Source organism: Clostridium sp. cel8, assembly GCF_014050525.1.
Classification (GTDB): domain Bacteria; phylum Bacillota; class Clostridia; order Clostridiales; family Clostridiaceae; genus Clostridium_B.
Genome location: NZ_JACGAG010000003.1, coordinates 127,007 through 152,095, shown reverse-complemented (window position 1 = coordinate 152,095; position 25,089 = coordinate 127,007). Strand labels below are relative to the sequence as shown.

24 protein-coding genes and 1 other annotated feature are annotated in these 25,089 nt (G+C 29.2%); all 24 genes read left to right on the top strand.

The genetic code is table 11. The features are described from left to right. Positions 1-62 precede the first annotated feature (62 nt). The 24 genes from H2684_RS04450 (at position 63) to nrdR (ending at position 25,077) form a co-directional block, all read left to right on the top strand. A complete protein-coding gene (locus tag H2684_RS04450) occupies positions 63-509 on the top strand; it encodes an Rrf2 family transcriptional regulator (protein ID WP_182088194.1) in 447 nt (148 codons plus the stop codon). A gap of 268 nt (positions 510-777) precedes the next feature. After that, positions 778-1,230: a PRC-barrel domain-containing protein gene (locus H2684_RS04445; protein WP_347707516.1), complete on the top strand. Its 453-nt coding sequence runs from the start codon at positions 778-780 to the stop codon at positions 1,228-1,230. Then, entirely contained in the window at positions 1,227-2,264 is a 1,038-nt protein-coding gene (locus H2684_RS04440; RefSeq protein WP_243159274.1) for an AI-2E family transporter, read from the top strand. Before H2684_RS04445 ends, H2684_RS04440 begins: the two co-directional genes overlap by 4 nt. 69 nt (positions 2,265-2,333) lie before the next feature. Further along, positions 2,334-2,513 (top strand) — a binding site (T-box leader). A 60-nt stretch (positions 2,514-2,573) separates the two neighbouring features. Further along, entirely contained in the window at positions 2,574-5,213 is a 2,640-nt protein-coding gene (gene alaS / locus H2684_RS04435; RefSeq protein ID WP_182088192.1) for an alanine--tRNA ligase, read from the top strand. A 62-nt stretch (positions 5,214-5,275) separates the two neighbouring features. Then, positions 5,276-5,527, top strand: a complete 252-nt coding sequence (locus H2684_RS04430; protein WP_182088191.1) for an IreB family regulatory phosphoprotein — start codon at positions 5,276-5,278, stop codon at positions 5,525-5,527. Between the two features lie 55 nt (positions 5,528-5,582). Beyond that, positions 5,583-6,008, top strand: coding sequence for a Holliday junction resolvase RuvX (gene ruvX, locus H2684_RS04425; protein WP_182088190.1), 426 nt, complete (start codon positions 5,583-5,585; stop codon positions 6,006-6,008). Positions 6,009-6,279: 271 nt separating this feature from the next. Continuing rightward, positions 6,280-6,741 (top strand): Fur family transcriptional regulator, encoded by a 462-nt coding sequence (locus tag H2684_RS04420; protein WP_182088189.1) that lies wholly within the window; start codon positions 6,280-6,282, stop codon positions 6,739-6,741. 21 nt (positions 6,742-6,762) lie between these two features. Next, positions 6,763-8,430 (top strand): ribonuclease J, encoded by a 1,668-nt coding sequence (locus tag H2684_RS04415; protein WP_182088188.1) that lies wholly within the window; start codon positions 6,763-6,765, stop codon positions 8,428-8,430. A gap of 27 nt (positions 8,431-8,457) precedes the next feature. Further along, positions 8,458-8,817 (top strand): YlbF family regulator, encoded by a 360-nt coding sequence (locus H2684_RS04410; protein WP_182088187.1) that lies wholly within the window; start codon positions 8,458-8,460, stop codon positions 8,815-8,817. A gap of 174 nt (positions 8,818-8,991) precedes the next feature. Continuing rightward, complete coding sequence (gene typA / locus H2684_RS04405; protein ID WP_182088186.1) at positions 8,992-10,815, top strand: translational GTPase TypA; 1,824 nt, start codon at positions 8,992-8,994, stop codon at positions 10,813-10,815. Between the two features lie 23 nt (positions 10,816-10,838). Then, positions 10,839-11,861: an endolytic transglycosylase MltG gene (mltG, locus tag H2684_RS04400; protein WP_182088185.1), complete on the top strand. Its 1,023-nt coding sequence runs from the start codon at positions 10,839-10,841 to the stop codon at positions 11,859-11,861. 14 nt (positions 11,862-11,875) lie between these two features. Further along, complete coding sequence (locus H2684_RS04395) at positions 11,876-12,526, top strand: O-methyltransferase (protein ID WP_182088184.1); 651 nt, start codon at positions 11,876-11,878, stop codon at positions 12,524-12,526. Between the two features lies 1 nt (position 12,527). Further along, positions 12,528-13,760: a U32 family peptidase gene (locus tag H2684_RS04390; RefSeq protein WP_182088183.1), complete on the top strand. Its 1,233-nt coding sequence runs from the start codon at positions 12,528-12,530 to the stop codon at positions 13,758-13,760. A gap of 65 nt (positions 13,761-13,825) precedes the next feature. Beyond that, a complete protein-coding gene (locus H2684_RS04385; protein ID WP_182088182.1) occupies positions 13,826-15,505 on the top strand; it encodes a penicillin-binding transpeptidase domain-containing protein in 1,680 nt (559 codons plus the stop codon). A 72-nt stretch (positions 15,506-15,577) separates the two neighbouring features. After that, a complete protein-coding gene (sigK, locus tag H2684_RS04380; RefSeq protein ID WP_182088181.1) occupies positions 15,578-16,282 on the top strand; it encodes an RNA polymerase sporulation sigma factor SigK in 705 nt (234 codons plus the stop codon). Positions 16,283-16,410: 128 nt separating this feature from the next. Then, complete coding sequence (locus H2684_RS04375) at positions 16,411-17,466, top strand: type IV pilus twitching motility protein PilT (RefSeq protein ID WP_182088180.1); 1,056 nt, start codon at positions 16,411-16,413, stop codon at positions 17,464-17,466. Between the two features lie 159 nt (positions 17,467-17,625). Continuing rightward, on the top strand, positions 17,626-18,900 hold the full coding sequence (locus H2684_RS04370; protein ID WP_182088179.1) for a glycosyltransferase family 2 protein: 1,275 nt from the start codon (positions 17,626-17,628) through the stop codon (positions 18,898-18,900). Between the two features lie 167 nt (positions 18,901-19,067). Beyond that, on the top strand, positions 19,068-20,345 hold the full coding sequence (gene ftsA, locus H2684_RS04365; RefSeq protein ID WP_182088178.1) for a cell division protein FtsA: 1,278 nt from the start codon (positions 19,068-19,070) through the stop codon (positions 20,343-20,345). 16 nt (positions 20,346-20,361) lie between these two features. Beyond that, positions 20,362-21,483, top strand: a complete 1,122-nt coding sequence (gene ftsZ, locus H2684_RS04360; protein WP_182088177.1) for a cell division protein FtsZ — start codon at positions 20,362-20,364, stop codon at positions 21,481-21,483. Between the two features lie 271 nt (positions 21,484-21,754). After that, a complete protein-coding gene (spoIIGA, locus tag H2684_RS04355) occupies positions 21,755-22,540 on the top strand; it encodes a sigma-E processing peptidase SpoIIGA (RefSeq protein ID WP_182088176.1) in 786 nt (261 codons plus the stop codon). Between the two features lie 65 nt (positions 22,541-22,605). After that, complete coding sequence (sigE, locus tag H2684_RS04350) at positions 22,606-23,316, top strand: RNA polymerase sporulation sigma factor SigE (protein ID WP_182088318.1); 711 nt, start codon at positions 22,606-22,608, stop codon at positions 23,314-23,316. Between the two features lie 73 nt (positions 23,317-23,389). Continuing rightward, complete coding sequence (gene sigG / locus H2684_RS04345; RefSeq protein WP_182088175.1) at positions 23,390-24,163, top strand: RNA polymerase sporulation sigma factor SigG; 774 nt, start codon at positions 23,390-23,392, stop codon at positions 24,161-24,163. A gap of 55 nt (positions 24,164-24,218) precedes the next feature. Beyond that, complete coding sequence (locus H2684_RS04340) at positions 24,219-24,482, top strand: YlmC/YmxH family sporulation protein (RefSeq protein ID WP_182088317.1); 264 nt, start codon at positions 24,219-24,221, stop codon at positions 24,480-24,482. A 139-nt stretch (positions 24,483-24,621) separates the two neighbouring features. Then, positions 24,622-25,077 (top strand): transcriptional regulator NrdR, encoded by a 456-nt coding sequence (gene nrdR, locus H2684_RS04335; protein WP_182088174.1) that lies wholly within the window; start codon positions 24,622-24,624, stop codon positions 25,075-25,077. The last annotated feature ends 12 nt before the right edge of the window (positions 25,078-25,089 follow it).

Sequence of the window (25,089 nt, the reverse complement as noted above, 5' to 3'; positions counted from 1 at the left end):
TCTGATTTGATACTATAAAAACATAGATAATCTATAAGTTGAGTGTCAAAGGAAATGGTTAAGTGAAGCTATCCACAAAGGGAAGATACGGAGTTAAAGCAATGGTTGATTTAGCTGTTCACTATGGAAGTGAGCCATGCTCAATAAAAAGTATTTCTCAAAGACAGGGCATATCTGAATACTATTTAGAGCAATTGTTTTCATCTCTTAGAAAAGCTAATTTAATAAAGAGCATAAGAGGAGCACAGGGAGGTTATATACTTAGCAGACATCCTAATGATATAACTGTAGGTGATATTATGAAGGTGCTAGAAGGTCCCATTGAAATTTCAGAATGCATAGATGACATTAATGGGAATTCCTGTAATAATGCTGACTATTGTGCAACAAGACTTTTGTGGTCAAAGATTAGGGATAGTATAGATAGCGTTATGGATTCTACTACACTCCAAAATATTGTAGATGACTACAAAAATATTCAAAAAAATAAGAGAATGGCTAAAAAATAGATATTTATAAGAATATAACTCTTGGGGAATTTTTTACATAGAGTTATATTTTTTTATTTTTTGGGAAAACTAAATTCAAGTGATAATCCACAGTTCACAATTCACAATGCAGAATTAAGGATGATTTTTCTGAGAAAAATCTAAAATTGTGAACTGTGAATTGTGCACTGATAATTGATAATTGATAATTGTGAACTGTGAATTGTGAATTGTGAATTGATAATTGATAATTGTGCATTGTGCATTGTGCATTGTGCATTGAAAAAGGGTGTTGTTATTGTATAGAATACGAAATTTTATTTTTACAGAAGTTGTTAGCTTAAATGGAAAGAATCTAGGATTTGTAGGAGATATTATAATAGATTTTAATCGTAAACTAGTAAAGGGGTTTAATGTTATTTCAAATAGTATATTGAAAAAGGATATAAATGTATATATAAAAGATATTTTAAGCTTAAAACCCACAATTATTGTAACAAAATTTAACAGAGAACATGAACTTAAATTTAATGATATAAGATCTGTAGATGTGGTAGATAAATGTGGAAAGATAATTGGTCATCTTGAAGATATAGTTTTTTATGAAAATAGTTTTAACATAAGGGCGTTTATACTGTCACGAGGACTAATATATGATATTCGATTTGGAAGAAGAATACTTCCAGCCAAAAGCTTAATGCTTGGAGAAAAAAATATTCTATATAAGGAAATATGCAAATGATAAAAAAAATGCAAATTAAATGGAATAATATTTTAAAATATATAGTTATTATTTTAATAGCAATTTTAATAGTATTTTTATTTATAAAGATTTCTATTTTAAAAGAAATTTTATATTTATTTGTTGTATCTTTTTTTATAACATATGCACTTAAACCATTTCATGAAAAACTAGTTGATATGGGAGTGAACAGATCGGTAGCAGCTATTATTCTCGTTTTTGGAATAGCACTTGTATTTATAGGAGCATTTTTGTTTGTAATTCCATATTTTTTTAGAGAAAATCTCAATTTGAAAAATGCACTTAATGACATACAAAATTTAATAGATAATATATATTTTAGTTTAAAACCAAGTAAGAGTAGTGGAATACTTAATATGCTTACGAATAACTTGTACTATAAAATACATAGTGTAGTGATTAGTTTCTCTGGAAGAGTATATGATAGCCTTATGAAATTAAGTAGTATACTTATATATGCAGTAATAGTACCAATAGTAGTATATTATTTTTTATCTGATGAAAAATATATAGAGCATAATATTCTAAATCTGTTTCCAATAAAAAGTAGAAACACTGTGTACAATATAAGTTGTCATATAGATAAAATACTTGGAAGATATATAATAAGTCAACTTATTCTAAGTTTATTTGTAGGAATAGTTACATTTGTGATATTATTGGTATTAAAAGTGGATTTTCCTTTTATACTATCTTTAATAAATGCGTTTTTTAATATAATACCATATTTCGGACCTATATTTGGAGCAATTCCAGCTATATTTGTAGGATTTATAAAATCACCTAAAACAGCAATTGAAATAGCAATATGGCTTTATGGACTTCAACAAATAGAAGGGAATATTTTAAGCCCAAAGGTAACGGCAGATAGTATAAGCATGCATCCTCTTATTGTAATTTTATTGTTGCTTATAGGGAATAAAGCTGCAGGATTTATAGGAATGGTAGCAGTAGTGCCTCTAGCTGCAGTTGTAAAGATAATTTATAAAGATTTGATTTATTATATATTTTAAATGTGAAATTAAAATTTGTTATATTGACATTAAAGAGCATTTTAATTATAATTTTATAGTAATAAAATATTTTAGACAATGATTAGAATGAGTAGATATATTTTTTATAAAGAGAAGAAGTGGTTGGTGAAAACTTCTATTTAAAATATATTGAAGCTATCTATGAGTCATATAAGCATTGAGAGACATAGATTATGTTTTAAATTTATGTAATTAGGGTGGTACCACGGAGTAGCTTTCGTCCCTTCAGGGATGGTGGCTTTTTTTATTTGTACTGCCTTTTTGAATATAATAAGGAGAGATGAGTGTATGGAAAAATTAGGATTAAATCAAATAAGAGAGATGTATTTGAAATTCTTTGAAAGTAAGGGACATCTGAGATTAAAAAGTTTTTCTCTAGTACCAAAACATGATAAGAGTTTGCTTCTAATAAATGCAGGAATGGCACCTCTTAAACCATATTTTACAGGACTTCAGATTCCTCCTAGAAAAAGAGTTACTACATGTCAGAAGTGTATAAGAACTGGTGATATAGAAAATGTAGGTAAAACATCTAGACATGGTACATTCTTTGAGATGCTTGGAAATTTTTCTTTTGGTGATTACTTCAAATCTGAAGTTATACCTTGGGCATGGGAATTTATAACAGAAGTTATGAAACTCCCAAAGGAAAGACTATATGTTACTATATATCTTGATGATGATGAAGCCTATGACATATGGACTAAAAAGACAGATATAGATCCTAAAAGGATATTTAGACTTGGAAAAGAAGATAATTTCTGGGAACATGGTGAAGGACCATGTGGACCATGTTCTGAAATCCATTTTGATAAAGTAGGTCTTGATATAAAAACAAGTGAAGATTTTGTGAAAGCTGGGGATGAAGATAAGATAGTTGAACTTTGGAATCTTGTGTTTACACAGTTTGATAAAGATGAAGATGGAAACTATAATAAACTTCATGCTCCAAATATAGATACAGGTATGGGACTTGAAAGAATTGCTACTGTAATGCAGGGAAAAGACAATATTTTTGAAATAGATACTATACAAAATATATTAAATGAAGTGTGTAAAGTAGCAAAAGTAAGTTATGGAAAGGATGAAGAAAAAGATGTATCTTTAAGGGTAATAACTGACCATATAAGAAGTATTACATTTATGATAAGTGATGGAATACTTCCATCAAATGAGGGAAGAGGTTATGTATTAAGAAGACTTTTAAGGAGAGCTGCAATTCATGGAAAAGCTTTGAACATAAATAAATCTTTCCTTTGGAGTCTAGTAGATGTAGTAGTAAGAAATTCACTTGAAGGTTATCCAGAATTAAAAGAGAAAAAGGAATATATAGAAAAAGTAATAAAACTTGAAGAAGAGAGATTTGATGAAACTATAGATAGCGGTATGACAATACTCAATTCATTTATAGAAGATATGAAAAGAGAAAAAGTTAAAAAACTTTCAGGTGAAAGGGCATTTAAGCTCTATGATACATATGGATTTCCAATAGAACTTACTAAGGAGATTCTTGAGAAAAATGGCATGACTGTGGTTTTGGAAACATTTAAAGAGGAAATGAGAAAGCAGAGGGAAAGGGCAAGATCTGCAAGAGAGCATACAAATTATATGGGAGCAGAAGACACAATACTAAATAAAATATCACTTGATATTAATACAGAATTTAAAGGCTATGAAACACTTAAAGCTAAGTCTAGTGTCAAGGTTCTTATAAAAGATGAAGAAATGGTTTCTAGTTTATGTGAAGGTGATAGAGGAGTTATAGTTACTGAAGTCACTCCATTTTATGCAGAAATGGGAGGACAGGTTGGAGATCAAGGGATAATATACAATGATAAATTTAAAGCTGAAGTTTTTGATTGTAAAAATAATGTTGCAGGAAAGATAATGCACTTTGTACATGTAGTATCAGGTAAGTTAAATTTGGAAGATGAAGTTAATCTAGAAGTTAATAAATCAAGGAGAAATAATATAAGAAAGAACCATACAGCAACTCATATTTTGGATGAAGCTTTAAGAAGAGTACTTGGAGAACATGTACATCAATCAGGTTCTTATGTAGATGATAAGAGGCTTAGATTTGACTTTAACCACTTCGAAGCAGTAGACCATGATAAAATTATGAAAATAGAGAATTTAGTAAATGACGTTATAATGAGAGCTGAAAATGTTAATACAGATATAATGTCACTTGATGAGGCAAAAAAAAGTGGTGCAATTGCATTATTTGATGATAAATATAAAGATAAGGTAAGAGTTGTTTCAGTTGGGGATTTCAGTAAAGAACTTTGCGGAGGAACTCATGTTAGAAATTCTGGAGAAATTGGAATGTTTAAGATAGTTAGTGAAAGTGGTATAGCTGCAGGTATAAGAAGAATAGAAGCTATAACAGGAAAATATGCACTTGAATATATTGAATCAAAATGTGATATAATAAATAATATATCGCAGAAACTTAAATGCGCTGAACCAGATATACTACATAAATTAGACTCTATTATAATGGAATTAAAGAATAAGGAATCGAAAATAGAGGAACTTAAAACAAAAGTTGCAGTTGGATCTGAAAATGAAATAATTAATAGTGTAAAAAATATAGGAAATGTTAATTTGTATACAGGGGTACTAAATGATATAGATGGAAATACTCTTAGAAGTCTAGCAGATGACATAAGAAATAAAGATGAAAAGTCTGTTGTTGTATTGGGAAGTAGGGTAAATGGTAAAGCACAATTAATTGCTATGGCATCTAAATTAGCAGTAAAAGAAGGAATCCATTGTGGAAAGATAGTAAAGGAAGTTGCAAAGATCTGCGGTGGAGGTGGTGGTGGAAGACCAGATATGGCTCAAGCAGGTGGAAAAATGCCAAATAAATTAGAAGAAGCCATAAATAGTTCTTTCTCTATAATTCAAAATATAGTTAAGTAGTATACAATTTATAAAATATGTTTTATAATATATTTATTAGAATTGTTAGTGGGGTGATATAAATGAGTGATGACAATACTATCCAGTTTAATATTCCTAATAATAAGAAGGCTCTTACTAAGGAAATACTAACAGAAGTTTATGATTCACTAATTAAAAAAGGATATAACCCAGTAAATCAACTTGTTGGATATTTGATTTCTGATGATCCGACTTATATAACAAATTATAACGGTGCAAGATCGCTTATAAAGAAACTCGAGAGAGATGAAATATTAGAGGAAGTATTAAAGGCTTATTTGGATATAAAATAAAAGTGTCCTTTGGGACATTTTTATTTTGATCATATTATTATACAGGAGAACATAGATGAGAATATTAGGTTTAGATATTGGAGATAGAACTATTGGAATAGCTATTAGTGATCCTCTTGGAATAACCGCTCAGGGAATTACTACTATAAGGAGAAAAAATGAAGATAGGGATATAGAAGAATTAAAAAAGATATGCAATAGTTATAATGTTGAATTAATTGTATCTGGTCTTCCAAAGAATATGAATGGAACACTTGGACCACAGAGTGAAAAAGTTATTGACTTTTGCAATATAATTAAAGAACAAATAAATCTTCCAATAAAGATGTGGGATGAAAGACTCACCACTGTCGCAGCACATAGAGCAATGTTAGAAGCGGATTTGTCTAGAAAAAAAAGAAAAAAGATAGTAGATAAGTTAGCAGCTACATATATATTGCAGGGATATTTGGATAGCATTTATAGAAAAAATACCCAATAATGTATTTAATACAGTTGATGATTAAGGAGAACTTGTTGAAGTAGCCAAAGCTTATGAAATGCTTTTTGAAGATGATATTTAGAATGAAATAATTTAAATTTATTAATATCAAAATTAAAAGCTATGAGCTCATAGCTTTTAATTTTAATATTAATTGATTTTCAATTGACTCTTACTCTATTGAGTATTAAACTATGATTAAAGTGGATTTCAGTTATATGTTATAGAATTGAAATTTCCATTTTAAATTTAAGTGAAATGAGGTATTATAATGTCAATACTTTCGTCTGGAGAAATAGATAGGTTAAAAAATAGTTTAAAAGAAAAGGGATATAAACTTACACCGCAGAGGAGAGCTATAGTTGATATAATAATAAAAAATGAAGGAAAACACCTTACTACGGAACAAATATATGATTTAGTTAAAAAAGAGTGTCCTGAAATAGGATTAGCTACAGTATATAGAACAGTTCAATTGTTGGAAGATATTGGAGTAATATGTAAATTGGATTTAGATGATGGATGTAGTAGATATGAAATAGTGCACGAAGAAGAGGTGCATCATCATCACCATCTTATATGTACTAGATGTTCAAAGATAATTGAAGTTCCAGATCATCTTCTTGAAGGTTTGGAGTCCCAAATAGAGAGTAAATATAAGTTTAAAATTTTAAATCATAGTCTAAAGTTTTACGGAATATGTAATGAATGTTTAAAAAAGTTAAAAGAATAAATATTAGAAAGGAGGATTTTTTTGCGTAAGGAAAAGGATAAAGTAAAGATTATTCCATTAGGTGGTCTAGGTGAAATAGGAAAAAATATGACAGTTATAGAATATAAAAATGAGATAATAGTAATTGACTGTGGACTTAGTTTTCCTGATGAGGAAATGTTGGGAATAGATTTGGTTATACCAGATATTACTTACTTAAAGAAAAATGTTGATAGAGTAAGGGGGATATTTCTGACTCATGGCCATGAAGATCATATAGGAGCACTTCCATATGTACTCAAAGAAATAAATGTGCCTGTATATGGTACTAAACTCACCTTGGGAATAGTTCAAACTAAATTAAAAGAACACAAACTTTTAGACAAAATTAAACTTGTAACTGTTGTTCCATCGGATGTTATAAAGCTTGATAATATGTCAATTGAGTTTATAAAAACTAGCCATAGTATAGCGGATTCAACTGCTATAGCTATTCATACACCTATTGGAACAATATTACACACAGGTGATTTTAAAATAGATTATACACCAATTGATGGAAGTGTTATGGATTTTGCAAGGTTTGCCGAGCTTGGTAAAAAAGGTGTTCTTCTAATGATGGCAGATAGTACAAATGTTGAAAGACCAGGATATACAATGTCTGAAAGCACAGTTGGAGAAACTTTTCAGAAATTGTTTGCTAGCGCAAAAAATAGGATAATAGTAGCAACATTTGCTTCCAATATTCATAGGATACAGCAAATAATAACTGCGGCAGAAAAGTATAATAGAAAGGTTGCTATATCAGGAAGAAGTATGGAAAATATAATGGATGTGGCAACTAATCTTGGTTACATTAATGTGAATAAAAATACACTTATAAATATAGATAGTATTAATAAATACCCAAATAATAGATTAGTCATAATTACCACTGGAAGTCAAGGAGAACCTATGTCAGCGCTTTCTAGAATGGCAGCTTCAGAGCATAGAAAGGTAAATATAATACCTGGAGATAAAATAATAATTTCTGCAAGTGCAATACCTGGAAATGAAAAATTGATATCTAGAGTTATAAATCAACTTTTTAAGAAAGGTGCAGAAGTAATATATGAGGCTCTTGCAGATGTTCACGTTTCAGGTCATGCTTGTCAAGAAGAACTTAAACTAATGCATACTCTTGTAAGACCTAAATTTTTTATGCCAGTTCATGGAGAATATAGACATTTAAAGCAACATGCCGATTTAGCAATGAAGCTTGGTATTAAATCAAATAGAATTTTGATAGCAAATACTGGAGATGTTGTAGAAGTTTCTAAAGATTCTATAAGGAAAAATGGTACTGTTGTATCAGGACAGGTATTTGTTGATGGACTTGGAGTTGGAGATGTTGGAAATATAGTTTTAAGGGATAGAAAACATCTTTCTCAAGATGGTATACTTACAGTAGTTGTCACTATTGAGAAGGAAAGCGGCAATGTTATTGCAGGACCTGATATAATTTCAAGAGGATTTGTATATGTGAGAGAATCAGAAGATCTTATGGAGGATGCAAAAGAGCTTGTGCGTGGTGTGCTTAAGGATTGTCAAGAAAAGCATATAACAGAATGGTCAAATATTAAATCCAATGTAAAAGATGTTTTAAGGTCATTTTTATATGAAAGAACTAAGAGAAAACCAATGATACTTCCAATAATTATGGAAATATAAAATTTTATAGAAAGGATTTAATATAAAATGAGTATATATGATAAAGCTCATGAGCTTGCAGCAGAATTAAAAAAATGTGATGAAGTTATTAATTTAAAAGAAGCAAGTAAAAGTATACAACAAAGTAAAACAAATATTAAAATAATTGATGACTTTAGAAGTGTACAAATGGATGCATATTCAGAACAAATGAAAAATGGTAAGGTATCTGATGAAACAATGAAGAAGTTTAATGATATAGCTGACATTATAGCCAATAATAGATCTGTAAATGAGTATGTACAGGCAGAGCAAAAATTTAGTGTTATGTGGCAGGATATATTAAAGATATTAAATGATGCTATAGGAATTGATTTTTCATTTGGATTGGATAAAGACAAAAAATAATTTGATAAAACTTTAAATTGATTACAGTAAGTTGACTTTTTTAGACTATGATATTAAAATAGATATGTTAACTTTAATTGGATACTTTAAAGTATCCAATTTTTTTAAGTGTTTATAATTATAATATATTTTAGTGCATTTGATTAGTTTAAGTGTAAAATTGGAGGAATAATAATGGATTTAGTTACAAGAAATGATATAAGAAATGTGGCAATAATTGCTCATGTAGACCATGGTAAAACCACATTGGTTGATGCATTGCTTAAACAAAGTCATGTGTTTAGAGCAAATGAAAAAGTTGAAGAAAGGGTTATGGATTCAAATGCTCTTGAAAAGGAAAGAGGTATAACTATACTTTCAAAAAATACTTCCGTCATGCATGATGGAGTAAAGATAAATATTGTAGATACACCTGGACACGCTGATTTTGGTGGAGAAGTTGAGCGTGTGCTTGAAATGGTAGATAGTGTACTTCTATTAGTAGATGCCTATGAAGGACCAATGCCACAGACAAAATTTGTATTGAAAAAAGCATTAGATCTAAAGCTTAATCCAATAGTTGTTATAAATAAGATAGATAAGGCAAATGCAAGACCAGATGAAGTTTTAAATGAAGTATTTGATTTATTTGTAGAACTTGGAGCAAATGATGAACAGCTTGATTTCCCTGTTGTATACTGCTCTGCAAAAGCTGGAATAGCAAAAATGGAAATAGATGATGAATCAGTTAATATGGATCCTTTATTTGATACAATAATAAAAAATGTTAAAGCTCCTCAAGGTTATATAGATAAGCCACTTCAAATGCTTATTACTACTATAGATCATAATGACTATGTAGGACGAATAGGTGTTGGAAAGATAACAAGGGGAACTATAAAGAAAAATCAACAGGTTGCATTGATAAAAAGAGATGGAAAAATTGAAAATGTAAAAGTATCAAATTTATATGTATATAATGGCCTTAAAAAAGAAGAAACAGATAAGGCAAATCTTGGAGATATAGTTGCAGTATCAGGAATACCTAATATAAATATAGGTGAAACAATAGCAGATCCGTCAAATCCTGAAGCTCTACCTTTTGTAGATATAGATGAACCAACTCTTAGTATGTACTTTATGACTAATGATTCACCTTTTGCAGGAAAAGAAGGAGATTATGTAACTTCTAGACATTTAAGAGATAGACTTTTTAAAGAGCTTGAAACAAATGTTTCACTTAAAGTTGAGGAAACTGATTCCCCAGACTGTTTTAAAGTTAGTGGAAGAGGAGAACTTCATCTTTCAATATTGATAGAAACTATGAGAAGAGAAGGATATGAATTTCAAGTTTCAAAGCCAACAGTTATATTTAAAGAAGAAAATGGTCATAAATTAGAACCTATTGAATATTTGACAATAGATGTGCCAGAAGAGTTTATGGGAGTAGTTATGGAAAAGCTTGGACCTAGAAAAGCAGAGATGGTAAATATGACTTCAGCAGTTAATGGATATACGCGACTTGAATTTAAAATACCTGCAAGAGGACTTATTGGATTTAGAAATGAGTTTATGACTGATACAAAGGGAAATGGAATAATGAATCATGTATTAAATGGATATGAACCTTATAAAGGAGATATACCTGAAAGAACTAAAGGATCACTTGTAGTATTTGAATCAGGAGTATCTATAACATATGGACTTTTCAATGCACAAGAAAGAGGAACTCTTTTTATAGGACCTGGAGTTGAAGTATATGAGGGAATGATAGTAGGAGAATGTTCAAGACCAGAAGATATAGAAGTAAATGTATGTAAAAAGAAACATCTTTCAAATACTAGATCTTCTGGAGCAGATGAAGCATTAAAACTTGTTCCAGTTACTAATATGAGTTTGGAAAAGTCATTGGAATTTATAGCATCAGATGAATTAGTTGAAGTTACACCTAAAAATATAAGAATGAGAAAGAAAATATTAAAAACTGACCTGAGAAAAAAAGCAAGTAGAAAAAAGTAAAAATATAGGAAGGATTGTCCATATTGAAAAATAATTTAACAAAAATTTTTCTAGTCTGTGGTTTTACTTTTATAGTTTTTATCTCTGGAATATTGTATGTAGGATATAGATCAATACAGTATCCTCTAAAGAAAAATAATGATAGAGTTACTTTTACAATAAAAAAAAGTGAAAATATAAATCAAGTAATTGATGAATTATATAAAAGTGGAGCAATTGCTAGAAAAAATTTGTTAAAATGGTATTTAAATAGAAATTACCAAAATATATCAGTGAAAGCTGGTAAATATTCATTTAGTTCAAGTATTAATCTAAGCAGTTTTATAGAATACTTAAAAAATGGAATTAAAGATGATAGACCTGTGAAAGTTACGATACCTGAAGGATATGATATAGAGCATATAGCTATAAAACTTGATGAAGAAGGAATTATAAATAAGGAAGATTTTTTATCAAGTTGTAAAAGTTATGAATATCCTGAATTTGTGACTGTAGATAAAAAGAGAAGATATGTTTTGGAAGGATACCTATTTCCGGACACTTACGAATTTTTAAAGGGAAGTAGTGGAAATATTATAATAGAAACTATGCTTGACAGATTTTCTCAAGTAATATCTGATATTGAGAAAAAATACAATAAGAAATTTACCAATAGTCAATTAGATGAAATAATAACTATTGCATCTATTGTAGAAAAAGAAGTGAAAAAACCAGAAGAAAGAGGAAAAGCAGCATCTGTTTTTTATAATAGATTGAATAAGAATATGAAACTTCAATCCTGTGCTACTGTTCTATATGCTTTAGATGTGCATAAAGATAAACTTTACTATAAAGATTTAAAGGTAAAATCAGTTTATAATACATATATGGTTAATGGACTGCCAGAAGGCCCTATATCAAATCCAGGAAGAGGTTGCATTGAGGCTGCAGTAAATCCTGATAATACTAATTATTTATATTTTGTATCTGAAAATAATGGGGAGCATTTTTTTACAGATGATGAAAAGAAGTTTTTAAAAGTAAAGGAAGTTACACAGGGAGATTGATTTCGGAGGAAAAAATGAGCAGTGGAGTTAGTCTTGAATATGTAGAGGATTATATAAATTCATTAATTGAAGAACATTCTGGAATTTTGAAGGAAATGGAAGATTATGCTAAGAAAAATTCCGTACCAATAATAAAAAGAGAAATTGGGAATTTTTTGGAGCTTATGGTAAATATAAAAAATCCAAAGAGTATACTTGAATTAGGTACAGCTATAGGATATTCTTCTATTCTCATGGCATTTGCTTCTAAGGGAAATTCTAGAATAACTACTATAGAAAGAGATCATAGGATGGTTAATTTAGCAAGATCCAATATAGAAAGGTCTGGATTAGCTAATAGAATAAATATAGTAGAAGGTGAGTGCATGGACACAATATCAAATTTAAATGATAAATTTGATATTATATTCATAGATGCTGGGAAAGGTCATTACAATCATTTTCTTCCAGAATGTCTGAGATTGCTTAATAAAGATGGAATAATAATAGCAGATAATGTTCTTTTTAGGGGAATGGTTGCCAGTGATAAGCTTGTTTTAAGGAGAAAGATAACTATAGTTAAGAGAATGAGAAAGTATTTAGAACTTGTGTCAGATAATAAAAAATTTATAACTTCTGTTATACCAATGGGCGATGGAATTTCTATAACTGTCAGGAGGAGTTAATATGAAAAAACCAGAACTTTTAGCACCAGCTGGCAATATTGAAAAATTGAAAACGGCTATTAATTTTGGTGCAGATGCAGTATATTTGGGAGGTAGTAAGCTTAATTTAAGGGCTTTTGCAGATAATTTTACAAATGATGAATTAAAAAGAGGAGTAATGTATGCTCATGAAAGAAATAAGAAAGTATATGTTACTGTAAATGTATTCCCACACAATGAAGATTTTAATGGACTTTCAGATTATCTTAAGGAATTATATGATACAGGAGTAGATGCAATATTGGTGTCTGATCCAGGTATAATAATGACTGCAAAAGAGGTAGTACCTGAATTGGAACTTCACTTGAGTACTCAGGCAAATAATGTAAATTGGAAATCTGCTCAATTTTGGCATAATCAAGGAATAAAGAGAATAGTTATGGCAAGAGAGATATCACTTAAAGATATAGAATACATAAGAAAAAAACTTGATGATAATTGTGAAATTGAGGTATTTGTTCATGGTTCTATGTGTATGTCATATTCTGGTAGATGTGTAATGTCAAATTACATGACTGGAAGAGATGCAAATAGAGGGCAGTGTGCACAGCCATGTAGATACAAGTATTATCTTATGGAAGAAAAAAGACCAGGAGAGTATTTTCCAGTCTTTGAGGATGAAAGAGGAGCATATATACTAAATTCAAAGGATTTATGCATGATAGAACATATTCCAGAATTAATTAATACTGGAGTAGATTCTTTAAAGATAGAAGGAAGAATGAAAAGTTCATATTATGTGGCAGCAGTTGTAAAATCTTATAGGCAGGCAATAGACGAGTATTGTAATGATCCAGAAAAATATGTATTTAAGAAAAAATGGATGGATAATTTATTAAAGGTGAGTCATAGAGTTTACTCTACAGGATTTTATTTTGGAAAACCTAATGCTCAAGTATATGAAACATCATCTTATATAAGGGATTATGATATAGTAGGTATAGTTAAAGATTATGATAGAGAGAAGAAGATAGCTACTATAGAACAAAGAAATAAGGTATATAGTGGAGATAAAGTAGAAGTATTAAGTCCAAAAGGTGATAATTTTATCATTACTCTAGATGATATGAGAGATGAAAATGGAGAGAAAATAGATTCTGCACCAAGAGCTCAAATGATATTTACTGTTCAGACGGATTCCGATTTGAAAATAGATGATATGCTTTTGAAACCTAAATCAAAATTAAAAAAATAATATACTGACATTTTGAATAAAACATCTCGTTTTTGGATAGAAATTACTTTAGACGAGGTGTTTTTATGTTGGAAATAAATAGAAATAGAATAAGTAAACGTCAATATATAGTATTTTTAGTATTTATTATAGCATTTTTATTTTTAAGTCTAAAGATATTACAAATTCAACACTTTGATTATAAAAAGCTAAGTGTAATGGCTAACTCGCAATATTCTTATAGTGAAAATACAACTGATGCCAGATTTTTGTTATTTGACTGTACAGGAAAGGAATTACTAAACTATAACAAAAAATATTATGCTGTTATATCACCTAATATATTCCGAAATGATAATAAGGATTTAAAATCAGAAGACATTCTTACACTTGTATATACTCTTAGAAATTATAATAGAGATTATGATATTTCAAAGAGTGGGGAATTAAATAGTAGTCAAAAATTATACTATGAAGTTGATGAGAGTACATATGAAAAGTTAAGAAAATTAAATGGAATAAAGGGATTTTACACTTATGAATATGATCCTGTAGATAAATCTGGTGTGTGGAGTATAGAAAATCTTCTTATAAATCCAAATAGAACTAAAGATAGCTCTAAAAAATCGAAAGATTCAATAGAGATGCAGTTATATGAAAAGACAAAAGATAACAAAATACCACAAATTGTTTTTAAAAAAGATGTTAATAACAAGATAATAGGTAAATACAAAAATACACAAGACAGCAATGTAAATGTACGGCTTACACTAAATAAAAAAGTAGAAGATAGTATAAAAACTATATTGAACAATAGTTATAATAGGAAGTATAACCAAATAGGTGTAGTCTTAATGGAAGCAAATACAGGGGCTATCCGTGCTATAGTGCAGAAGGATGATACAAAACCAAATGTTAATTTAGGAGTAGCTACAAATCATGGCTTTTTCCCTGGATCTATATTTAAAGTTTTAGTTGAAGAATCTGGATTGGATAAAAATAAAATTTCAGTTTTAGATAAATTTGTATCTAGAGGATTATATGAAGAGGAAGAGGAGGAAAAAACTAATAAAGGAGCTACATTTACTCCTAAAGAGGCACTTATTGCTTCAAATAATGATGTGTTTGCCCAAATAGGTGATAAAATTGGATTTCAAGATATTTATAATAATTTAAAGGCACATGGACTTTTAAAAAAGGTACTTAACTTTGATCAAGAAAAAGAAGGGGAACTTGAAATGAAGAATCCCAAGATATCAGATGGAACTTTAGGCCTTACATCTATAGGTCAGAATATTAGAATAACTCCAATTGAAGCCATAAGTATTCCAAATACAGTAGTTAACTCTGGTGTGTATGTAAAACCTCATATAATAGATGCTTATGTAGATAACAACAACAGAATAATAGAGAAAGAAAATTATAATAGTAGTCAAATTATAAAACAGTCAACAGCTGATGAAATGAAAAGTCAGATGATAGATGTTGTAAAAAAGGGCACTGGAACTTTTGCTTATTTAGACGATGTTGAAATAGGAGGTAAAACAGGAACAACTCAGAGAATGGAACTATCAGAGAAAACTAATTCTGTAGTTGAACACTCTGATGGATGGTTTGTAGGATTTTTTAATCTGAAAGGCAAAAATTATTCTATGGTAGTATTTGTTGAAGATATAAATAAAAATACCCAAAGTGGAGGAAACACAGCAGCACCAATTTTTAAACAGATAGTATTACAACTTAAAAATAGTATGGAAAATAATTAAATTTACTTATATATGCACTTTTTTTTGGCAAGTCTCATAATATATTAATAAGCACTATTAGGAGGAGCAGCTGTGTTTTTAACAAATTGCTTATTAGATATTATTAGTAACGTATTATTCATGACTGGATACGTTACAAATAACAGTTCATTTCCACAACCTCTAAATGACGAGGAAGAAAAATATTATTTAAAGAAACTAAAGGAAGGAGATTTGTTAGCTAAAAGTGTTTTAGTGGAAAGAAATTTAAGATTGGTAGCTCATATTGTAAAAAAATACTCGTACCCTGGAAAAGATATAGATGACTTGATATCAATTGGAACAGTAGGATTAATAAAGGCAATAGATTCATTTGATCAATCTAAGGGTACTAGACTTGCAACTTATGCCGCCAAGTGTATTGATAATGAAATACTTATGCTAATAAGAAACAATAAGAAAATTAAAAGTGAAGTTTATTTACAAGATCCTATAGGAGTTGATAAAGAAGGAAATGAAATATCACTTATTGATGTTTTGGGAAGCGATGAAGACTCAATAGTTGAAATTGTAGAACATAAAATGCAGGTGAAGAAGTTGTATTCAAAAATAAATACATGTCTTACTAGTAGAGAAAAATGTGTAGTTGAAATGAGGTATGGGCTTTCACAGGATAAACCTAGAACTCAAAGAGAAATAGCTAAATTTCTTGGGATATCAAGATCTTATGTTTCAAGAATAGAAAAAAAGGCACTTAAAAAACTGTATAGAGAAATGAATTATGGAAAAAACAAGTAAGTAGGAATTTCACCTGATATATATTATAAAAGTAAATTCGCTCAAATATAGCTTAAATATTTAAAATAGTATACGAATATTAAATATGGGAAGATTTAAATTAAAATATCATTGAAAGGGGAAATAAGGTGAAATCACTAGAAGATTTATTAGAAGTAACAATTAAAGAAAATGCATCAGATTTACATTTGACTGTAGGAGCGCCCCCTGTTATACGAAAGAATGGTAAATTAAAATCTATATCAAAGGAAAAATTGAAACCTGGAGATACGGAAAGATATGCAAGGGAAATACTTGAGAACAATTACGATAAATATATTAAAGAAGGGGAAATTGACAGCTCATTTTCAGTGTCAGGACTTGGAAGATTTAGAGTAAATGTATTTAAACAAAGAGGGACTAGTGCAATTGCTATAAGGGTAGTTGGACTGAAGATACCAACTTTAAATGAGCTTAAATTTCCTCAGATATTTAAAGAATTTACGTCTTATACTAGGGGATTAATTCTTGTTACAGGACCTACAGGATGTGGTAAGAGTACCACTTTAGCTGCGATGGTAAATGAAATAAATTTAACAAGAGCGGCACATATAATAACATTAGAGGATCCAATTGAATATCTTCACAAACACAATAAATCAATAATAAGTCAACGAGAAATTGGAAATGACACAAGTAGTTATTCAGTTGCATTAAAATCTGTTCTTAGAGAAGATCCAGATGTGATCTTAGTTGGAGAAATGAGAGATCTTGAAACTATATCTATTGCACTTACTGCAGCAGAAACAGGTCATTTAGTCTTCTCTACATTACATACTATAGGAGCTGCTAAGACAATAGATAGGATAATAGATGTCTTCCCTCCATATCAACAGCAACAAGTTAAGATACAACTTGCAGCTGTTATAGGAGGAATAATATCGCAACAGCTTATAACAAGTATCAATGGAGAAAATAGAGTAGCAGCTTTTGAAATAATGGTAGCTAATGAAGCAATAAAAAATATGATAAGAGAGGGTAAAACTCATCAAATACAGTCTTCTATGCAAACTGGTGCAAAATATGGTATGAGGACTATGGATATGTCTTTAGCAGAACTATATAAAAAAGGAATTATATCAATGCAATCTGTGCTTGCCTATGCATCAGATAGAGAAATGATTAAAAGAATTATAAGTTTATAGTAACTATGTATATGAAAACTTAGATTATAAAGTTATTTAATAGGATATAACTTCATTACTATACCCCTTATTCTACTAAAATTATTTACTAATTATATTAACACTATAGTAATTGATAAATATTTGTGTTAAAATAACCTTAAATTAGGGGGGATTAAATTGGGCATTCTTAAGGAAGTAATTCACGATACCTCTCGTATTTTAACTTATGTTGTTTATATAATATCAATGTACTATTTATGTATATCTTTTTTTGGTCTGTGGAGAAAAAATGATAACAAAGAGGTAAAGAAAAAATTAAGTTTTGCACTTGTTGTAGCTGCCCATAATGAAGAGGTTGTAATAGGTGACATAGTAGATAGTTTGAAATCGCTTAATTATCCAAAAAATCTGTATGATATTTTTGTAGTTGCGGATAACTGTAATGATAACACTGCAAAGAAAGCTAGAGAAAAAGGAGCTATTGTGTGTGAGCGATTTAATAAAGATAAAAGAGGTAAAGGATATGCTTTAGAATGGATGTTTAATAAACTATTTAAAATGGATAAAAAATATTCAGCTGTTGCTATATTTGATGCAGATAACTTAGTACATAGAGATTTTTTAACTGAAATGAATAAAAAACTTAATGAAGGTTATAAAGTAGTTCAGGGGTATCTTGATAGTAAGAATCCAGTTGATACATGGATTACAGGAAGCTATTCTATAGCATTTTGGACTAACAATAGGATGTTTCAGCTTGCAAAAAGTAATATAGGATTATCTACTCAACTTGGTGGTACAGGTTTTTGCATAGAAACAAATATACTAAAAAAATTAGGATGGGGTGCTACTTGTCTTACTGAAGACCTTGAATTTACATGTAAGTTAATACTAAACGGATATAAGGTAGGCTGGGCACATGATGCTATAGTGTATGATGAAAAACCTCTTTTACTTTCCCAATCTTGGAAACAGAGAAAGAGATGGATGCAAGGATTTGCAGATGTGTCAAGTAGATATTTTTTTAAGCTTGTTAAAAAAGCCATAACTAGTTTCAACTTTATACCTTTAGATTGTGCACTTTATAGTATCCAACCTATAATTACTATTTTAATAGGTATATCTGCTATAAGTGGTTTAGTTCAACAATTTATGATAACATATAATATAATATCTAATTTTAATACTGTTGTATATTCTATAAACTTTGATTTGCTTACTATTTTGGCTGTGATATTTTCTATATTACAATATATATATACACCTCTTATACTCATAATAGAAAAAAAATTAAGCTATAAGGTGTTTTTATATTATATAATATATCCAGTATATGTTATTACATGGTTTCCAATTTCAATTCTTGGAATTTTAAACAAGAACAATAAGGAATGGAGTCATACTATTCATACAAGAAGTGTAAACATTAATGATTTGCGTAATGTCAATTGATTGAACTATCATGGAAAAGGATTAATCCTTTTCCTTTTATTGTATATTAATAATGTAGTTAATTATATTTTAGAATTTATTAAAATATGATAAAATATAAAGAGGAAATTCCAATTTCTTGTTGAATATATATTTTGATGGTTCTGTTATAAGGAGGAAAATATTTGATGAACGAATATATTATAGGAATAGATGTTGGATCATCTAATATATGTGCTGCAGCAGGTAAATTAGATAAATATGGTGAGATGCAAATAATGGGAATTACATCATCAGAGTGCACTGGTGTAAAAAAAGAAGTAGTAATTGATATAGATAGTACCTCCGAGTCAATAAAAAAGTGTGTATATGATTTGGAAAGAATGATAGATATTAAAATAGAAGAAGCCTATATTTCTCTACCAGGAGGATTAAGTGAACTTGTAGAAACAAAAGGGGTAGTTGCTGTGTCCTCAGAAGATGGAGAAGTTAAAGAAAGTGATGTAAGAAGAGTTTTAAAAGCTGCTAAGATTATGACTATTCCAAATGATAAAGAAATAATAGGTGTACTTCCAGAACAATATATAATCGATGGATATGATAAAATAAAAGATCCTGTGGGAATGAGTGGAACGAGATTAGAAGTAGATGCACAGGTTATATTAGCCCAATCTAGTGTAATAAATAATTTTTTTAAAAGTGTAAATAAAGCTGGAATTAAAGTGCTTGGACTTGTGTTTGAACCTACAGCTATATCTCAAGTTGTTCTAAAAAATGAACAAATTCAAAGAGGAGTTGTTCTTGTAGATGTAGGTGGAGATTCGATAAGTATTTATAACTATGATTCTGGAAAGTTAAGTAATATGGAAACTGTATTTATTGGTGGAAATAGTATAACTAATGATATTTCAGTATGTCTGAAGCTTCCAGTATCATCTGCAGAAAGTTTGAAGAAGAAATACTCCTGCGTTGGACAGGTTTCTAAATCAGAATCTTTTAATATAGAGGTAAATACGGATTATAATAATAAAGTTCAAGTGGACTATAATATTTTACTTCAAATAATAGATGCAAGAGTTGAAGAATTATTATATATTATAGATAATAAGATTAGATCATTTAGCAATTATGAAAATATATCTGAAATTGTTTTAGTAGGTGGGGGATTATCTCAAATAAAAGGAATTCGTGAGTTTAGCGAGAATATATTAAATAAACAAGTTAGAATTGGTGTTCCAAATTACATAGGTGCTTCAAGCTCTATATATGTAACAGCTGTTGGTGTAGTAAAAGATGTATCAAATTCCATGAAAGGCAAATATGAAAAAGTAGTAAATGAGTATAATGAGAGAAATTCAGGTGATTATGAAAAACTTAAAAATAAAAATACTGAATTTAATAATGGAAATTATGAAAATGGTGGTTTTGTATCAAAAATAAAAGAGTTTTTTACAGATTTTTTCTAATGAGGAGGGTATTATTGTGCTAGATTTTGACGTTGATATTCAGCAGTTTGCTCAAATAAAAGTAATAGGATGTGGTGGAGGAGGAAATAACGCTGTAAATAGAATGATAACTGAAGGACTTAAAAATGTAGAATTTATAGCAATAAATACAGATAAACAAGCTTTAATGCTTTCACAGGCATCTCAAAAAATACAAATAGGAGAAAAGATTACAAAAGGATTAGGTGCAGGGGCTAATCCTGAGATTGGACAAAAAGCTGCAGATGAGAGTAAAGATGAAATAGCTCAAGCAATAAAAGGTGCAGATATGGTATTTATAACTGCAGGAATGGGTGGTGGAACAGGTACTGGTGCAGCTCCCATAATTGCAGAATTGGCTAAATCTATGGGAATACTTACTGTAGGGGTTGTCACTAAACCATTTCCATTTGAGGGAAGAAAGAGAATGATTCATGCTGAAATGGGAATAAAGAACTTAAAAGATAGAGTGGATACTCTTGTAACAATTCCAAATGAAAGACTTCTTTCTATAGTTGATAAAAAGACTACTCTCGTTGAATCATTTAAGTTTGCAGATGATGTATTAAGACAAGGTGTACAAGGTATATCAGATCTTATAACAATACCTGGGCTTGTAAATTTGGACTTTGCAGATGTTAGAACTATTATGATAGATAAAGGACTTGCACATATGGGTGTTGGAAAAGGAAATGGTGACAATAGAGCACAAGATGCTGCAAAACAAGCTATATCAAGTCCACTTCTTGAAACTTCTATAGTTGGAGCAACTGGAGTGTTATTAAATATAACTGGAGGAGCTGATCTTGGACTTCTTGAAATAAATGAAGCTGCAGAAATTGTTCAAGATGCTGCTGATCCAGATGCCAATATAATATTTGGAGCAGTTATAGATGAAGATATAAAAGATGAAATAAGAATTACCGTAATAGCAACAGGATTTGAAGAGAAGAATAAAAAAAATAAGCCAGAAGATAATAATTTTAAGAATAGAAATTTAGGTAATGGTTTCAAAAATATATCAGATAGTAAAAATGAAGCTGCGGCTACTTCTGATTATAGAGATTTCAATGATGAAGATCTAGAAATACCTGCTTTTTTGAGAAGACAAAGAAAATAATAAAGTACATATTTTACTTTATTTAGGCTACTGACAAATATTTGTCAGTAGCCTTTCTTCATTTTTAAATTTTCATATCTAATTTACATTTCTTGGTGTTTATATACACATATATTAATTTAATTCCATATTATGCATAAATTTAAACTGCTTGACATATTATAGAAGATAAAAACATTGTATAGAATTATAAAATGACAAAATTTTAGATGATGTAAGTATATAATAAAAGTAAACATATAAAACAATATATGGAGGAGATGGTTAATATTTGATTGTATTTTTAGATGTGCTTATTATGGTTAATGTGGTAGTTAACTTCTTTATCATGTATATTACGGCAAAGACTATGAGAGTTATAGTAAAGCTTAGATATATGATTTTATCATCTTTTCTAGGCGGAATATATGTTATAACAATGATATTTCCACAGCTTGCAGTTTTTTCTAATTTATTTTTTAAAATATTTACAGCTGCCATTTTGGTATTTATAACTTTTAGAAATAAGAGTATTATTTTTAATTTAAAGGCTCTATCAATATTTATAATGTATTCAATGCTTCTTGCAGGAATATGTATATTTATTCAATATAACAGTCAAGGTTATTTATTATATAATTTTTCATATAAATGGCTAATGATGGCAATTATGATTATATATATAATTATTGACAGATTAGTAGTTTTTATAAAGGATAGAAAGACTTTATCTACTTTGATATTTAATGTTGATATTGTATTGAATAATGGCAGTAAGAGGGTACGAGCATTTTTGGATACTGGAAATGAGTTAAAAGAACCTGCTACTAATCTTCCAGTAATTATAGTTGAAAAATCTGTATTTTCTAATATAGATATAGATAAATATGATAGATTTTATATACCTTATAAAGTTATAGGTGGTAAAGGTGATAAACTCATAGGATTTAAACCAAAAGCTGTAAAAATAGGACAAGGAGATAATATGGAGTTTAGAGAAGCTATAATTGCATTTTGTGAAACTAATTTAAGTGAATTCAGTGATTATCATGCGCTACTTCCTAGAGGAGTAATTTAATATGTAAAGTTATTTAAAAGGAATATATAGTTTAAAATTAAAAAATAGGGATAATTGGAGGGAAAATTGTGAATAAAATAAATATTGTATTGAATAGATTGATGCTAAAATTCAAGATTTTTTTTAAAAATTTATATTACATAGGTGGAAGCGATGTACTGCCACCTCCTCTTACAAAAGATGAGGAACAAAATTTAGTATTAAAATTGGTGTCTGGAGATGAAAAGGTAAGATCTATATTAATTGAAAGAAACCTAAGGCTTGTTGTTTATATAGCAAGAAAGTTTGAAAACACAGGAGTAAATGTAGAAGACTTGATATCAGTAGGAACTATAGGACTTATAAAGGCAGTAAATACCTTTGATCCTAATAAAAATATTAAGTTGGCAACTTATGCATCAAGATGTATTGAAAATGAAATATTAATGTACCTTAGAAGAAATAATAAAGTTAAAGCAGAAATATCATTTTATGAACCACTCAATATAGACTGGGATGGAAATGAATTGCTTCTTTCAGATATACTGGGTACAGAAAATGATGTAGTATATGATTCTATAGAAGATGAAGTGGACAAACAACTTCTTGTAATGGCAATGGAAAAATTAAGTGAGAGAGAAAAGAAAATAGTAAATTTAAGATTTGGACTTAATGGAAACAATGAAAAGACCCAAAAAGAGGTAGCAGATATGCTAGGTATATCACAATCTTACATATCAAGACTTGAAAAGAGAATAATAAAACGATTGAAAAAAGAAATAAATAAAATGTTATAAGTTTGTCCTTAGTATAAAATTCAGCTTCTTAGTAAATACTTAAAATGCTATATATTCTAAAGGGGCTGATTGCATGATAATTAACAAAGTTGAAATTTGTGGCGTAAATACATCAAAACTGCCAGTTCTTAAAGAAAGTGAAATGAAGGAACTTTTAATTAAGACTAGGGATGGAGATCTTAAAGCAAGAGAAAAATTTATAAAGGGAAATTTAAGACTTATATTAAGCGTAATACAAAGATTTAGCAATAGGGGTGAAAATGCAGATGATCTTTTTCAGGTAGGATGTGTTGGGCTAATAAAGGCAATAGATAATTTTGATTTAAAGCAAAATGTAAAGTTTTCTACTTATGCAGTTCCTATGATTATAGGTGAAATAAGAAGATATTTAAGGGATAATAATTCAATAAGAGTAAGTAGATCTTTAAGGGATATAGCTTATAAAGCACTTCAAGCTAGAGATAGACTTGTACGAAAAAACAATAAGGAGCCAACAATATCACAGATATCTAAAGAGCTTGATATGCCAAGAGAAGAAGTAGTATTTGCACTTGATGCAATTCAGGATCCAGTATCACTATTTGAGCCAATATATCGTGATGGTGGTGATGCTATATATGTAATGGATCAGATAAGTGATAGAAAAAATGTTGATGAAAACTGGCTTCAAGATATATCTATAAAAGAAGCTATGAAGCAGCTAAATGATAGAGAAAAACTTATATTAAATTTGAGGTTTTTTGATGGAAGGACTCAGATGGAAGTAGCAAATGAAATAGGAATATCACAGGCTCAGGTGTCAAGACTTGAAAAAACTGCATTAAAGCATATGAGAAAATATATATAAACTTATTTGTAATATAAATAATTTTAATGGGGGGATTACATATATGGAAAATAACATGGAAGAAGAGGTGTCATTGTATTCACTTGCGAGTTTGAGATCTATGGAAATTATAGATATAAATACTGGAGCTAAACTTGGATTTATGAAAGACTTAAAGATAGACTGCGATAGCAATAAAATACTGTCTATAATACTTCCATCTCAAACAGCTAAAATAAGTTGGTTTGGCAAAAATGATGATATTGAATTACCTTGGTCAAATGTAAAAAAAATAGGCATAGATGTATTACTTGTGGATGCGAAAAATTTTTTGAATTAGTAATTACTTTCGAAATAGCCTGATATCACTTGAATTTTATTATATCTTGTATTTTAAATAAATATGAACTAATGCAAAGTTACTAAAAGAAGTGTATAATATATACAAAATATAAGATATGAAAAGGACGTGAAATAAGATGAAATGCCCTTATTGTGGCTATGAAGAAAGTAAAGTTGTGGATTCTAGATCTACTGAGGACAATAGAGCTACAAGAAGACGAAGAGAATGTCTTAGGTGTAAGAAGAGATATACAACTTATGAGAAAGTTGAAGATATTCCAATACTTGTGATAAAGAAAAACATGGATAGAGAGTATTTTGATAGAAATAAGATATTAAATGGCCTTATAAAAGCCTGTCAGAAAAGGCCTGTGTCAAGACAACAACTTGAAAGCATAGTGGAAAATATTGAAAAGGACATAAATAACAGAATGATAACAGAAATAAGTTCTTCCGATATAGGTGAAATGGTTATGGAAAAACTTAAAGATATTGATGAAGTTTCATATGTGAGATTTGCATCTGTTTATAGACAATTTAAAGATATAAATACGTTTATGAAGGAGATAAAGAATCTTATTTCGCAAAAATAGATGACAGATGGC